Below are 12,960 nucleotides of genomic sequence, written 5' to 3' on the forward strand. Positions count from 1 at the left end.
AATCCCACGAGGTGTAATTTACATTCCAGTTTAGAAAGATGTAGACAAAAATATTTATAAACAATGGGATATAGATTTTACAGAGCAAATTGACGTCAACGTGATGAAAACCCAATTTGTGAAAGTATGCTTTAGAGAAGGAAGCTTTTGGAGCGGGTGAAGGGAATCGAACCCTCGTATGCAGCTTGGGAAGCTGCCGTTCTACCATTGAACTACACCCGCATCGGTGTGCGACTGGCATTATAACCGGTTACGGCGGCGGAGCAAGGCGTGATTGCGGATAAGCGCTGGAGTTTTAAGCAGTTAGCGCATCGCGTGATCTGCAGCATGAAAAAGGGCGCCGGAGCGCCCTTTTGTTGTTTCTGAGGCAACTTATTTTTGTGTCTGCGGACGCATAGCCGGGAACAGAATAACGTCACGGATGGTATGGCTGTTGGTGAACAACATAACCATACGGTCGATACCAATGCCCAGACCGGCAGTCGGTGGCAGGCCGTGTTCCAGCGCTGTCACGTAGTCTTCATCAAAGAACATCGCTTCGTCATCGCCGGCATCCTTCGCAGAAACCTGGTCAGCAAAGCGCTGTGCCTGGTCTTCTGCGTCATTCAGCTCGGAGAAGCCGTTACCGATTTCACGACCACCGATGAAGAATTCGAAACGGTCAGTGATTTCAGGGTTCTCATCATTACGGCGCGCCAGCGGAGAAACTTCTGCCGGGTATTCAGTAATGAAGGTTGGCTGGATCAGTTGCGCTTCGGCGGTTTCTTCGAAGATTTCAGTCACGATACGGCCCAGACCCCAGCTCTTCTCGATTTTGATACCGATAGATTCAGCAATCGCGGTCGCTTTCGCCAGATCGTCGAGATCGGCAACGTTGGTTTCAGGACGGTATTTGCAAATCGCTTCACGCATGGTCAGCTTGGCGAAAGGCTTGCCGAAATCGAAGGTCTGGTCGCCGTACTGCACAACGCTGCTGCCCAGAACGGATTCTGTCAGGGTGCGGAACAGAGTTTCGGTCAGAACGATCAGGTCTTTGTAATCCGCGTATGCCATGTAGAGTTCCATCATAGTGAACTCTGGGTTGTGACGCGGAGAAACGCCTTCGTTACGGAAGTTACGGTTGATTTCGAACACGCGATCAAAACCACCAACAACCAGACGCTTCAGATACAGTTCCGGCGCGATACGCAGGTACATGTCGATGTCGAGTGCATTGTGGTGAGTGATGAACGGACGAGCCGCTGCGCCACCCGGGATCACCTGCATCATCGGGGTTTCGACTTCCATGAAACCGTTTTCCACCATGAAGCTGCGGATGCCAGACATGATCTGAGAACGGATCTTGAAGGTTTTACGGGAATCTTCGTTAGCGATCAGGTCGAGGTAACGCTGACGGTAACGCGCTTCCTGATCCTGCAGGCCGTGGAATTTGTCCGGCAACGGACGCAGTGCTTTGGTCAGCAGACGCAGTTCAGAACAATGGATCGACAGTTCGCCGGTCTTGGTTTTGAACAATTTACCGGTCGCACCCAGGATATCGCCCAGATCCCATTTTTTGAATTGCTCGTTGTAGATACCTTCGGCGAGATCATCACGCGCAACGTAAAGCTGGATACGGCCACCCACATCTTGCAGGGTCACGAAAGACGCCTTGCCCATGATACGGCGGGTCATCATACGGCCACCGACAGTGACTTCGATGTTTAAGGCTTCCAGCTCTTCGTTAGTCTTTTCGCCGTATTTCGCATGCAATTCATCAGAGATGCTGTCACGACGGAAATCGTTAGGGAAAGCGATACCGGATTCGCGCAGTAAAGCCAGCTTCTCACGACGAGATTTCAGCTCGTTGTTAAGATCTGGTACGGTTTCTGCGCTTTGCGCTGCTGGTTGTTGCTCAGACATTTTGGTTCCTCATAACCCGGCTTTCAAACTTGCCTCAATGAATTTATCCAGGTCGCCATCCAGTACGGCCTGCGTATTTCGCGTTTCGACGCCCGTGCGTAAATCTTTGATTCGGGAATCGTCCAGCACGTAAGAACGAATCTGGCTGCCCCAGCCGATGTCAGACTTGTTGTCTTCGAGCTGCTGTTTGTCCGCATTTTTCTTTTGCATCTCATACTCATAAAGCTTCGCACGCATCTGCTTCATGGCCTGATCTTTGTTTTTATGCTGGGAGCGGTCGTTCTGACACTGAGTCACAATATTGGTCGGAAGGTGGGTAATACGTACCGCAGATTCCGTTTTGTTGACGTGCTGACCACCCGCACCGGACGCGCGGTATACGTCGATACGCAGGTCGGCAGGGTTAATTTCGATTTCGATATCGTCATCCACTTCCGGATACACAAACGCGGAACTGAAAGACGTATGGCGACGGCCACCGGAGTCGAACGGGCTCTTACGCACCAGGCGATGAACGCCGGTCTCAGTACGTAACCAGCCGAACGCATAATCACCGATAATTTTGATGGTCGCAGATTTAAGCCCTGCCACTTCACCGTCAGATTCTTCAATAACTTCTGTTTTGAAACCCTTGGCTTCTGCCCAGCGCAAATACATACGCAGCAGCATGCTCGCCCAGTCCTGTGCTTCAGTACCGCCAGAACCCGCCTGAATGTCAAGATAGCAACTGGCGCTGTCGTATTCGCCGGAGAACATGCGACGGAATTCAAGCTGTTCCAGCTTGCCGGTCAGCACATCAAGTTCAGCGATGGTTTCGTTGAAAGTGTCTTCATCGTCGGCTTCAACAGCCAGTTCCAGCAGGCCGGTAACATCCTCGGCACCCTGCAACAACTCATCAATGGTTTCAACGATAGCTTCCAGAGAGGAACGTTCTTTACCCAGCGCCTGTGCGCGTTCAGGTTCGTTCCAGACGTCCGGCTGTTCCAGCTCGGCGTTTACTTCTTCGAGGCGTTCTTTCTTGGCATCATAGTCAAAGATACCCCCGAAGAACGACTGTCCGCTCGGACAGGTCCTGAATGCGGTTTTTAACCGGATTAATTTCAAACATGATTTTTCGCGTCTTACGTTAGATTCGGAGTTGGCCCAATGCCATTCGAACCGCCGATTCTAACGGAATTAGCGGTCTTTTTATAGCAACGAGCCGTTTTTTTGCAGGGTTTATTGCGGGTGAAAATCGCTTATTTCGGCCATAAATGCTCGATGATCAACTGAACGCTCCGATTTCCCCGAAATTCATTGATATCCAGCCGGTATGCCAGCTGCACTTCGCGGATACTACTGTCCGGCCAGAATGTCGGATCGATGTTAAACGCGATGCCGTCGAGCAACGGGCCGCCGCCGACAGGTTCGATCATCAGCTTCAGATGGCGCTCTTTCAGTAATTTCTGTTGCAGGATACGAAAGGTGCCGTCAAACGTCGGTTCCGGGAATGCCTGTCCCCACGGGCCGCCATTGCGCAACATTTCTGCGGTATCAATCGTCAGCTCATGCCCGGAAAGTTCGCCGTCCGACCAGACCACGCCTTCAAGATGTGACGGATCCAGCCATTCACCCACCAGTTCAGCAAAACGATCGCGAAACTCGTCGAATTTGCCTTCTTCGAGTGACAAACCTGCCGCCATCGCATGACCGCCAAACTTTAACATAAGACCGGGATTGAGCGTATCCAGGCGCTCGAGCGCATCACGCATGTGCAAACCCGCAATTGAGCGACCAGAACCTTTGAGAATACCGTCGCCCGCTGGGGCAAACGCGATCACCGGCCGGTTAAAGCGTTCTTTCAGGCGCGAAGCCAGAATACCCACGACGCCCTGATGCCATTCCGGATGGTACATCGCCAGCCCGAAAGGCAATGCGTCGGTGCTGCGCTCAAGTTTGTCGCACAGCGCCAGCGCTTCAACCTGCATGCCCTGCTCTATTTCACGACGCGTCTGGTTCAGCGCATCCAGATCGCTGGCCAGCGCACGTGCCTGACCGATATCCTCGCTGAGCAATAACGCCACGCCGACGGACATATCATCGAGGCGACCGGCGGCATTGAGCCGTGGCCCGAGCGCAAAACCTAAATCACTGGCGCACAATGTGCGGGCTTCGCGCTCCGCCACTTCGAGCAACGCGCGGATCCCTGCCCGGCATTTTCCGGCACGGATTCGGTTAAGGCCCTGATACACCATGATGCGGTTGTTGGCATCAAGCGGCACGACGTCCGCGACCGTGCCCAGCGCAACCAGATCCAGGTGTTCCGCAAGATTAGGAACCACCAGATTGTTTTGCTCAAACCAGCCGCTTTCACGTAATGCACTTCGCAGCGCCAGCATCAGGTAGAACGCGACGCCAACGCCAGCCAGAGATTTAGACGGGAACTCACAACCGTGCAGATTGGGGTTAATGATCGCTTCGGCGTCCGGCAACGTTTCGCCCGGCAGGTGATGGTCGGTAACCAGCACCTGAATGCCTTTGGCGTGAGCAAGCTCCACACCGGCGTGCGATGAGATCCCGTTATCGACGGTCAGGATCAGCTCCGCACCGCGCGATGCAGCCTGTTCCACCACTTCCGGGCTGAGGCCGTAGCCGTCTTCAAAACGGTTCGGCACCAGATAATCCAGATTACCGCAGCCCATACTGCGCAAAGAAAGCAGCGTGAGCGCCGTACTTGTTGCGCCATCGGCATCAAAATCGCCGACGATAATAATGCGCATCCGCTCGCTCAGGGCTTTTTGCAGCAATTTCACCGCAGTAGCGATGCCATCAAGTTGCTGATACGGCAGCAAACCTGCTGCGCTGCGCTCCAGCTCTTTGCTCTGCTTAACGCCACGGGCCAGATATAACCGGCGCAATAACGGGGAAAGTTCAGCGGGAAGATCCACGCCAGTTGCCACCTCACGGCGGCGAAGTTGAGTCTGCAAGGTCACGAAAAATCAACCACCGGTTTTATGTGAAGGATCACGCTGGTCAAGCATCGCGGCCATTTCTTTTGGCGGCTGATAACCCGGGATCAAAGTACCGTCTTCCAGCACAATGGCCGGAGTGCCTGTGACGCCAAACTGCACGCCCAGCTCGAAATGTTTCGCGATATCGCTGCTTTTACAGGTCGCCTGCGTGATGTCATCTCCACGCATCGCCGCATCAAAACTGGTTTTGCGGTTGCCGGTACACCAGATGGATTGCATATCTTTTTCAGTTTTGGAATTCAGCCCCTGACGCGGGAACGCCAGATAACGCACGGTAATGCCGAGGTCGTTATAGTCCTGCATTTGCTGATGTAGCTTGTGGCAATAGCCGCAGGTGATGTCTGTAAAAACGGTGATCACATGCTTCTCGTTTTTGGCCTTGTAGATAATCATCTCGTTTTGCAGCGCATCGAGCTTTTTCACCAGCGCTTTATTGGTCACATTAACCGGCTGGCTGCCGCTGACGTCGTACATCGGACCCTGTAAAACGTGTTTACCATCATTAGTGATGTAAATGACGCCGCTGTCCGTGGAAACCGCGCTCAGGCCGGTGACCGGCGTCGTCTGAATTTCGGCATTGTTCATTCCCAGCTTGTTCAGCGTGGCTTTGATTGCAGCATCGTCAGCCTGCGCCGCGGAGCTTATACACGCAGCCAGAAGGGTCAGCAGCATTAAACCTTTTTTCATCATTTCGTCCTTTTTCCCTGGCACGTCACGCGCGGGGATGATGTTGTTGATGTAGCAGTTTGAGTCGTTCAGTCGCTACATGGGTATAAATTTGAGTTGTTGATAAGTCACTGTGGCCTAACAACATTTGCACAACGCGGAGATCTGCACCGTGATTTAACAAGTGGGTTGCAAATGCGTGGCGCAACACGTGGGGGGATAACCGCTCCGCATCAATACCGGCAAGGATCGCATAGTGTTTGATGCGATGCCAGAATGTCTGCCGCGTCATTTTCTGCGCCCGGTTGCTGGGGAATACAATATCCAGAGACTGACCGTTCAGCAGCCACGGCCTTCCGTGCTCGAAATAATTCTCCAGCCAGTACACCGCTTCTTCGCCCATCGGCACCAGCCGTTCTTTATTACCTTTACCGATAACCCGCACCACGCCCTGCCGAAGGCTGATATCGCTGAGCGTCAGCCCTACCAGTTCGGAGACACGCAAACCGGTGGCATAGAGCAATTCGAGCATGGCTTTATCACGCAGCTCAAGCGGAACATCCACCACCGGCGAGGCCAGCAGCGCATCAACCTGGGCTTCACTCAGATCTTTGGGCAAACGCTGCGGAAGTTTCGGCGAGGACAACAGCGCCGTCGGGTCATCCTGCCGCACCGATTCGCGGTTCATGTACTGAAACAGGCGACGCATCGCACTGAGCAGGCGCGCGGAACTGGTCGCTTTATAGCCACCTTCAATGCGCTCAGACAGAAAAGATTGTAAATCTTCGGCGCTGACGTGCAGCAAATCTGTTTCGTTATGATGCAGCCAGCCCAGCAGCGATTTCAGGTCCTGACGATAAGACGAGAGCGTATTTTCTGCGAGATTGCGCTCAATCCAGAGCATATCGAGAAACTGTTCCGTCAGACCCTGATCGGCCTGATTGACAGCTTGCGCAGCCTGTTCAGGCGTTAACTCCTGATGGCCTGCATTATCTTGTTTTGGCATCCCGACTCCTGTTGCTTGCGTACAGACTACACCCGCCATTATGCCTTTCATTCGCCCAAATCTGCTACACTGCCTGCCATTCGTATTCTGATGACGTTATGGCAGCAAGCATGAAAATTGGACTTTTCTACGGTTCCAGCACCTGTTACACCGAAATGGCCGCGGAGAAAATTCGCGATATTTTGGGCGAAGAGCTGGTTGATCTGCACAACATTAAAGATGTTGATCCCGATAAGATGGAAGACTACAGCATCCTGATCCTCGGCATCCCGACATGGGATTTCGGCGAAATTCAGGAAGACTGGGAGGCCGTCTGGAATGAGCTGCCTACGCTAAAATTGCGCGGGAAAATTGTCGCCATGTACGGCATGGGCGATCAGCTCGGTTACAGCGAGTGGTTTCTCGACGCGCTCGGCATGCTTTACCATCAGTTGCTCCCGATGGGCGTTCACTTCATCGGATTCTGGCCGACGGAAGGTTTCGAATTTACCAGCCCGAAACCGCTCAGCGCCGACGGTAAACATTTTGTCGGCCTCGCGCTCGACGACGTAAACCAGTTTGATCTCACCGACAAGCGCCTGCAACAGTGGTGCGAGCAGATCCTGCTGGAAATGGACGCCCTGCTGTAGCCGTTCGCCAACGAACCAGTAATTACCTCAGCCCGGTTCAGCCGGGCTACGGGGATCTCCGCTCAGCAAGATCTGGCGCAAGTGCCGCCATTCATCCGGCCCCATACTGTCAGACGCCAGCCATAGCCGCTGTCTTGAGCTGCGCATCGCCTGCGCCAGCCCGCCTTTGCGTTTTTCACGACGCAATGTCAGCAGCACACCGCTGCTGATCATCCAGACCGGCTGCTTAATTTGCCATTCATGGCCACGCCACAACAGGCGGTTATCCTCAAGCAGGACAATTTCGCCGGTACGGGCCGTAATACGGCGTTGGCTGCGGATGCATTCAAACAGCACCAGCAAAAGTAATGTCATCCATACCGGCCAGTAGCCGGCAGGCCAGGGTGCCAGCAAAATCAGTAACATCACACCACCGTAAGACCCCAGTGAAATGAGCTGACTGCGCCAGGACACCCTGAGATCACATCGCCACAGGGCCACGGGCTTTGTTTCTAGTCTGAATGAGGGCCACCATGCGCTGCAATTCTGTGTCTTGCGGCTCGCCGTGATTCATCAGCCAGTTGAACAAATCCGGATCGTCACAGGTCAGCAGACGGGCAAACAGTTCTTTGTCGGCATCGGGCAGCGAATCATATTCATGTTCGAAAAACGGCATGATGGAGATATCCAGCTCGCGCATACCGCGGCGACAGGCCCAGTGAATACGGGAACGGTTATTGATATCCAGTTGGTTTTTGCTTTCCATAATGAGACTCTTTTTTTGGGATACAGAATGAGAATTCTTTTATATAGAAAGCGATTCTATCAGCCGTCAGCCGTCATAAGTAACTTTTCAGTGCCCTGTTTTGTCAATCTACGTGATGTGCCGTAAAACCTGCTGCAAACCTGTCACTGGCTTTACATTCTCTGGAAAGCATCCCGTAAAAGGCACCAATAACTGTTTTCAAAGGCGGTAGGCTCTTTTACCATGAAGCATCAGTCACATTTCATTGACCGGGATAAGAAAATGGCTAACGCATTCCCCTTTCCACCGCAAAAACCTTCAGCGTCTTCGCATCTGCCGCTGACCCTGATTTCACTGGAAGACTGGGCTTTGGTGACCATGACCGGCGCCGATACGGTGAAATACCTGCAAGGTCAGGTGACGGCAGACATCGATGCCCTGCCGGTCGATCACCACATTCTTTGCGCCCACTGTGACGCCAAAGGGAAAATGTGGAGCAACCTGCGTCTGTTCACGCGTGGCGATGGCATGGCCTATATCGAGCGCCGCAATCTGCGCGACACGCAGCTGAATGAAATAAAGAAATATGCCGTGTTTTCGAAAATTACGTTTACCGCCGATGATGACGTGGTGCTGCTCGGTGTGGCCGGTTTTCAGGCCAGCGCTGCGCTGACGGGGTTATTCTCGACGCTGCCAACAGCAGAACAGCCGGTCGTACAGCAGGATGAAACGACTCTGCTGCATTTCTCCCTGCCCGCCGAACGTTTTCTGATTGTCACTAGCCCGGAAAAAGCCCGTCAGGTAGTGGAAGAACTGGGTGAGCAGGCACAGCGCAACGACAGCCAGCAGTGGCTGGCGCTGGATATTGAAGCCGGTTTCCCGGTTATTGATACCGCCAATACTGCGCAGTTTATCCCGCAGGCCACCAATATTCAGGCGCTGGACGGGATCAGTTTCACCAAAGGTTGCTACGCCGGTCAGGAGATGGTCGCACGGGCAAAATACCGTGGCGCGAACAAGCGCGCGCTGTACTGGTTATCCGGTAAAGCCTCAAAAGTACCGGCTCCGGCTGACGATCTCGAACTGCAACTTGGTGAAAACTGGCGTCGAACCGGCACCGTGCTGGCGGCAGTTCAGCTCAGTGATGGCACCGTCTGGGTTCAGGCCGTTCTTAACAACGACCTGGAAGCCGACGCCAGCCTGCGCGTTCGCGATGATACAACCAGCCATTTAAGTATCCAGCCGCTGCCGTATTCGCTGGAAGAGACTAAGTAATCCGAAAGCTCGCTGCCGCCCTCTTCATGACCGAACGGTTAAAAGAAGGCGGCAATTCTCAACGTGATATCCGGCTTAAGCGTGGTGATGTTTGCCTTTCTGATTAAGCAAATCGACATACGCCTGATCCACCAGTTCCTGCCGGTCAATCCCCAGCCGTTCAAGCAAATCCTCAGCAATCGCAATGCCCTGCTCCGGTGTTTCGCTATCTTCGAGCACCACTTCAAACTCCAGATAATCGCCCAACCCTTTTACGCGGTCGAGATGCAGACGGGTTTGGCCGAGCATAAAAAGCGTGCGCTGCTTGATAACCCTGCCTGCCGCACCGTAGGCCAGTGTGAGCGTTTCGCGCAGACTGTCAGGATCGTGAGTTTCAGAAAGCACATAGAAGCTGGTTTTCGGCCCTGCCTGATCGGGTCGCTGATAGAAGATCAGTTCGCCACGATCCGCCGCCAACGTGCGCAGTTTCAGGCGTCCGTGCGGGCAGATAAAAAAGGTATCATCCTGCCCGATAATGTCCGGCAGTCCGTCGGATATCAGCGCAATCTTTTCGTACAGCGAGGAAAAATCATCAACCTTCGCTTTAATCTCAATATTTCTGGCCATCGCTTACTCCCTTAAAGTTGACTCTTTTTTACGTGTCTTTGATGAACATCCGTTGACCTTACCGTGACAGAATGCTCCGCGGCAAGGAGGTTTGATCTCGCTTACTAAATACGCAATAAGAGGCTGCAAAATCGGATCAGGGTGCTAACCTCATGGGAGTTTTTGGAAAACTGAGGGAACGATGATGACCAAAATTTTTACGCTGACTCTGGCACCTTCACTCGACAGTGCCACACTAACACCCAAGATTTATCCCGAAGGGAAACTGCGTTGTACCGCGCCGGTCTTTGAGCCTGGCGGAGGCGGCATTAACGTTGCCCGCGCCATTGTCCACCTTGGCGGGCAGGCGACAGCGCTGTTCCCGATTGGCGGCCCGACCGGAGAGCATCTAAAGCAGTTACTTCTTGATGAAGGGATAGCTACCGAAACAGTAGAAACCCAGGACTGGACGCGACAAAACCTGCATGTCCATACCGAAAATACCGGTGAGCAATACCGGTTTGTCATGCCCGGTGCGCGGCTGACGGAATCTGAATTCGCCAGCCTGAGTGCAAAAATCGAAAATATTCATGCCGGTTCAATACTGGTGATCAGCGGCAGTTTGCCACCCGGCACGCACATTAACGCGCTCACCGATCTTATCCGCAAAGCGCAGGACGCCGGTTTGCGCTGCATTCTCGACAGCTCCGGTGATGCACTGGCCGCGGGCCTGAAACTGGGCGGTCTGGCGCTGGTGAAACCAAACCAGAACGAGCTTTCTGCGCTGGTCGGGCGGCCTCTGGAAAATCCGGGCGACGTGCTGGCCGCGGCGCAGAAAATTATCCGCGAAGGCGGAGCCGAGCGCGTCGTGGTTTCACTCGGGCCGCAGGGTGCACTGGCCGTTGATGCGCAAGGTGCATTCCAGGTGGTTCCGCCGCCGGTGAAAAAAATGAGTACCGTCGGTGCGGGTGACAGCATGGTAGGCGCGATGACGCTCAAACTCGCCGCCGGTGCTGATCTGCACGACATTGTGCGTTTCGGCGTTGCCGCGGGCAGCGCAGCGACGCTGAACATCGGCACACGGCTGTGTTCGGATAAAGATACTCAGCAGATTTATCAGTATTTATGCCAGCAAACACTGGCACATTAATTCCCTGAATGCGTTCCGCGAGGTCTCCCGGCGTCGCGGAGCGTAAATTCTTTGTCACACCTTCACGTATTTCCTTTCATTAGCAGATAAACTCGCAGCATCGGGTGTTGCATGCACCTTTCACATCACGCCAGAAAAGGCCGGAGGCCAGAGTCCAGAATGATATGGATTATGCTTGCTGCAATTGTTGTGGTTTTTATTGTGGGTTATTGGTTTATGACGGCAGACACCCGTAAAGCGAACGCTTCTCTCGCCAGTCTGTTGAAAATTAAACCGGTTTACATTGATTCAATGCTGCTGGAAATGGGCAAAAGACAGAGCCAGATGTTTATCCGCTCCATCAGCGGTGGCTATGCTGAAGAGATCCGCAAAGCGGCCTACGTTGTCTTTATTTATCAGACATTTATCAAAGATGCTTCTCCGGAAAATATTGTCCGCTGGCGGAACATTCTGGTGCGCGCGCACCTGCCGCCTCAGCTCAGCAGTGAGCACGCCGAACTGGCGCTGTTCTACTTTGCTGAGCTGGATATTGAGCCTTTCGAACTGGCGCAGTTTCGTCGCGATTACAACGAAACCTACAATCAGATCCATCTGGTCTGATGTTCAGAAGTGTTTCACCCATGGCCCTGGCGGGGCCATTTTTTTTGCCTTCACGATGAAAAAGCAATCTCAGTCAGGAAAGCCCGCGGCGACCCGTGCAAAGTAAGTGCCTTGAAGGAGCGGAAATGAATCACGAAAAAACTCATCTTTATCAGCGGCGTTTTCAGCAGGTGTTTGCTTATATTGAGGCGCATCTGGACAGCCCGATGACGGTTGAACAGCTAAGTGAAGTGGCCTGCTTTTCGCAGTTTCACTTTCACCGCCAGTTCAGCCAGTTTTGCGGCGTCAGCGTCAGCCGTTACATCACGCTGATGCGGCTGAAAAGAGCCTCTTTCCGGCTGGTGCAAAATCCGCAGGAGAAGATCATTGAGATTGCGTTTGATGCCGGATTTGAAAATCCGGAGTCATTTTCCCGTGCCTTCAGGAACACTTTCGGCCTGACGCCCAGCGAGTTTCGCAAAGCTCCCGTCTGGGTTGACTGGCATGTGCATTTTCAATTTCCCGGCAGGGAAAATCAGCAGAGGCTGGAAAATATGGATGTGAAAATTATTGAGGTTGCGCCAGTGAGCATTGCGGTGCTGGAGCATCGCGGTGACCCGATGACGGTGAACAATACCGTCGCGAAATTCATTGAATGGCGAAAAGCGTCGGGGCTGTCGGATTACACTGTACACGGGACATACGGTATTCCCTACAACGATCCGCTGGTGACGCCGGGTGAAGATTTTCGCTTTGACGTTTGCGGGGAGTTAAACCCTGAATCGGGCGGGCGTGTGCCCGAAAATCCACAAGGCGTGGTGGCGAAAAGCCTGCCGGGCGGGCGTTGCGCCGTGGTCCGGCACGTCGGAGCGTATGACCGCATCAGCGACAGCGTGTATTACCTTTACCGGGAATGGTTGCCGCAAAGCGGAGAGGAATTACGGGATTTCCCGGTGTATTTCCGCTATCTGCATCTTGATCAGGAGTTACCGGAACATGCGCAGCAAACCGATATTTTGCTGCCATTGAAATAAGGGAAGAAATATCAGGCAGCGCTGCCTCTGCTAATACTGAACGGCAGCGCTGTTTGTTCCGGATTATCTGAACACGTTATCCAGATAACTGGCCAGGATCTGCCGCGAACTGAAACCGTGGCAGATGCCATAATACGTTTCGTTGTCGCTCGAGACATCCAGAGGGAAGTTTTTATACGCATCACTGCTTCGAAACGATGCCGTCGGTTCGGCAAAACGTTCGCTGCGCTCTTTCAGCGCCGGGTGTATTACCAGGGCAGTCCGGCCAAACCGCGCTTCCCGGTTTACATACACATAGTGTTCGCCACGGCGATAACCGTATGCTTTATCATCAATATAATCGCGTTCAAATCCGGATGTTTCCAGAACGCGTGCCACTTCATCTGGCCGTAAATACAT

General features: G+C 53.3%; 14 protein-coding genes and 1 tRNA gene. 5 read left to right on the forward strand and 10 right to left on the reverse strand.

What is annotated here, in order from left to right; genetic code table 11:
• Positions 1 to 148 precede the first annotated feature (148 nt).
• The 6 genes from J1782_RS03685 to xerD form a co-directional block, all read right to left on the reverse strand.
• Positions 149 to 222, reverse strand: a tRNA-Gly gene (locus tag J1782_RS03685).
• A 150-nt stretch (positions 223 to 372) separates the two neighbouring features.
• Positions 373 to 1,902 carry a lysine--tRNA ligase gene (gene lysS / locus J1782_RS03690; protein ID WP_152324881.1) on the reverse strand — a complete coding sequence of 510 codons (1,530 nt, stop codon included), beginning with the start codon at positions 1,900 to 1,902 and terminating at the stop codon, positions 373 to 375.
• Positions 1,903 to 1,911: 9 nt separating this feature from the next.
• Positions 1,912 to 3,010, reverse strand: a protein-coding gene (prfB, locus tag J1782_RS03695; RefSeq protein WP_152324880.1) for a peptide chain release factor 2 whose coding sequence is annotated in 2 segments (ribosomal slippage) — positions 1,912 to 2,934 and positions 2,936 to 3,010 — 1,098 coding nt in all. Because the reading frame shifts where the segments join, the coding sequence is not laid out codon by codon here.
• 130 nt (positions 3,011 to 3,140) lie between these two features.
• Positions 3,141 to 4,874 (reverse strand): single-stranded-DNA-specific exonuclease RecJ, encoded by a 1,734-nt coding sequence (gene recJ / locus J1782_RS03700; RefSeq protein WP_217152453.1) that lies wholly within the window; start codon positions 4,872 to 4,874, stop codon positions 3,141 to 3,143.
• A 6-nt stretch (positions 4,875 to 4,880) separates the two neighbouring features.
• The gene (gene dsbC, locus J1782_RS03705) at positions 4,881 to 5,600 is read right to left on the reverse strand and encodes a bifunctional protein-disulfide isomerase/oxidoreductase DsbC (RefSeq protein ID WP_152324903.1); all 720 of its coding nucleotides are present in this window, start codon (positions 5,598 to 5,600) and stop codon (positions 4,881 to 4,883) included.
• A 25-nt stretch (positions 5,601 to 5,625) separates the two neighbouring features.
• Positions 5,626 to 6,585 carry a site-specific tyrosine recombinase XerD gene (xerD, locus tag J1782_RS03710; protein ID WP_208951951.1) on the reverse strand — a complete coding sequence of 320 codons (960 nt, stop codon included), beginning with the start codon at positions 6,583 to 6,585 and terminating at the stop codon, positions 5,626 to 5,628.
• 110 nt (positions 6,586 to 6,695) lie between these two features.
• Between xerD and fldB the strand changes: the two genes are divergently transcribed.
• The gene (fldB, locus tag J1782_RS03715; protein WP_152324877.1) at positions 6,696 to 7,214 is read left to right on the forward strand and encodes a flavodoxin FldB; all 519 of its coding nucleotides are present in this window, start codon (positions 6,696 to 6,698) and stop codon (positions 7,212 to 7,214) included.
• A gap of 27 nt (positions 7,215 to 7,241) precedes the next feature.
• Here the strand turns inward: fldB and J1782_RS03720 are convergent, their stop codons facing one another.
• Complete coding sequence (locus tag J1782_RS03720) at positions 7,242 to 7,694, reverse strand: protein YgfX (RefSeq protein WP_152324876.1); 453 nt, start codon at positions 7,692 to 7,694, stop codon at positions 7,242 to 7,244.
• Positions 7,675 to 7,941, reverse strand: coding sequence for an FAD assembly factor SdhE (gene sdhE / locus J1782_RS03725; protein WP_152324902.1), 267 nt, complete (start codon positions 7,939 to 7,941; stop codon positions 7,675 to 7,677). The genes J1782_RS03720 and sdhE overlap by 20 nt, the downstream gene beginning before the upstream one ends.
• A 279-nt stretch (positions 7,942 to 8,220) precedes the next feature.
• Between sdhE and ygfZ the strand changes: the two genes are divergently transcribed.
• Positions 8,221 to 9,213 carry a tRNA-modifying protein YgfZ gene (ygfZ, locus tag J1782_RS03730; protein ID WP_195815690.1) on the forward strand — a complete coding sequence of 331 codons (993 nt, stop codon included), beginning with the start codon at positions 8,221 to 8,223 and terminating at the stop codon, positions 9,211 to 9,213.
• Between the two features lie 75 nt (positions 9,214 to 9,288).
• Here ygfZ and J1782_RS03735 read toward each other — a convergent pair whose 3' ends face one another.
• Positions 9,289 to 9,819: a class IV adenylate cyclase gene (locus J1782_RS03735; protein ID WP_208951949.1), complete on the reverse strand. Its 531-nt coding sequence runs from the start codon at positions 9,817 to 9,819 to the stop codon at positions 9,289 to 9,291.
• 184 nt (positions 9,820 to 10,003) lie between these two features.
• Here J1782_RS03735 and pfkB point away from each other — a divergent pair, with 184 nt between their 5' ends.
• The 3 genes from pfkB (at position 10,004) to J1782_RS03750 (ending at position 12,561) form a co-directional block, all read left to right on the forward strand.
• Positions 10,004 to 10,948 (forward strand): 6-phosphofructokinase II, encoded by a 945-nt coding sequence (pfkB, locus tag J1782_RS03740; RefSeq protein ID WP_208951959.1) that lies wholly within the window; start codon positions 10,004 to 10,006, stop codon positions 10,946 to 10,948.
• 159 nt (positions 10,949 to 11,107) lie between these two features.
• Entirely contained in the window at positions 11,108 to 11,548 is a 441-nt protein-coding gene (locus tag J1782_RS03745) for a DUF1198 domain-containing protein (RefSeq protein ID WP_152324873.1), read from the forward strand.
• A 125-nt stretch (positions 11,549 to 11,673) separates the two neighbouring features.
• On the forward strand, positions 11,674 to 12,561 hold the full coding sequence (locus J1782_RS03750; RefSeq protein ID WP_217152454.1) for a GyrI-like domain-containing protein: 888 nt from the start codon (positions 11,674 to 11,676) through the stop codon (positions 12,559 to 12,561).
• Positions 12,562 to 12,624: 63 nt separating this feature from the next.
• Here the strand turns inward: J1782_RS03750 and J1782_RS03755 are convergent, their stop codons facing one another.
• On the reverse strand, positions 12,625 to 12,960 hold the full coding sequence (locus J1782_RS03755; protein ID WP_152324871.1) for a DUF2002 family protein: 336 nt from the start codon (positions 12,958 to 12,960) through the stop codon (positions 12,625 to 12,627).

Source organism: Rahnella sp. BCC 1045 (assembly GCF_019049615.1).
In the GTDB taxonomy this organism is placed as follows: domain Bacteria; phylum Pseudomonadota; class Gammaproteobacteria; order Enterobacterales; family Enterobacteriaceae; genus Rahnella; species Rahnella contaminans.

Bases quoted from the DNA above. Each gene is read 5' to 3' on its own strand.
- J1782_RS03745 (WP_152324873.1), top strand. From the start codon at position 11,108: ATGATATGGATTATGCTTGCTGCAATTGTTGTGGTTTTTATTGTGGGT.
- ygfZ (WP_195815690.1), top strand. From the start codon at position 8,221: ATGGCTAACGCATTCCCCTTTCCACCGCAAAAACCTTCAGCGTCTTCG.
- J1782_RS03735 (WP_208951949.1), bottom strand. From the start codon at position 9,819: ATGGCCAGAAATATTGAGATTAAAGCGAAGGTTGATGATTTTTCCTCG.
- pfkB (WP_208951959.1), top strand. From the start codon at position 10,004: ATGACCAAAATTTTTACGCTGACTCTGGCACCTTCACTCGACAGTGCC.
- fldB (WP_152324877.1), top strand. From the start codon at position 6,696: ATGAAAATTGGACTTTTCTACGGTTCCAGCACCTGTTACACCGAAATG.
- J1782_RS03755 (WP_152324871.1), bottom strand. From the start codon at position 12,960: ATGTATTTACGGCCAGATGAAGTGGCACGCGTTCTGGAAACATCCGGA.
- J1782_RS03750 (WP_217152454.1), top strand. From the start codon at position 11,674: ATGAATCACGAAAAAACTCATCTTTATCAGCGGCGTTTTCAGCAGGTG.
- xerD (WP_208951951.1), bottom strand. From the start codon at position 6,585: ATGCCAAAACAAGATAATGCAGGCCATCAGGAGTTAACGCCTGAACAG.
- lysS (WP_152324881.1), bottom strand. From the start codon at position 1,902: ATGTCTGAGCAACAACCAGCAGCGCAAAGCGCAGAAACCGTACCAGAT.
- dsbC (WP_152324903.1), bottom strand. From the start codon at position 5,600: ATGAAAAAAGGTTTAATGCTGCTGACCCTTCTGGCTGCGTGTATAAGC.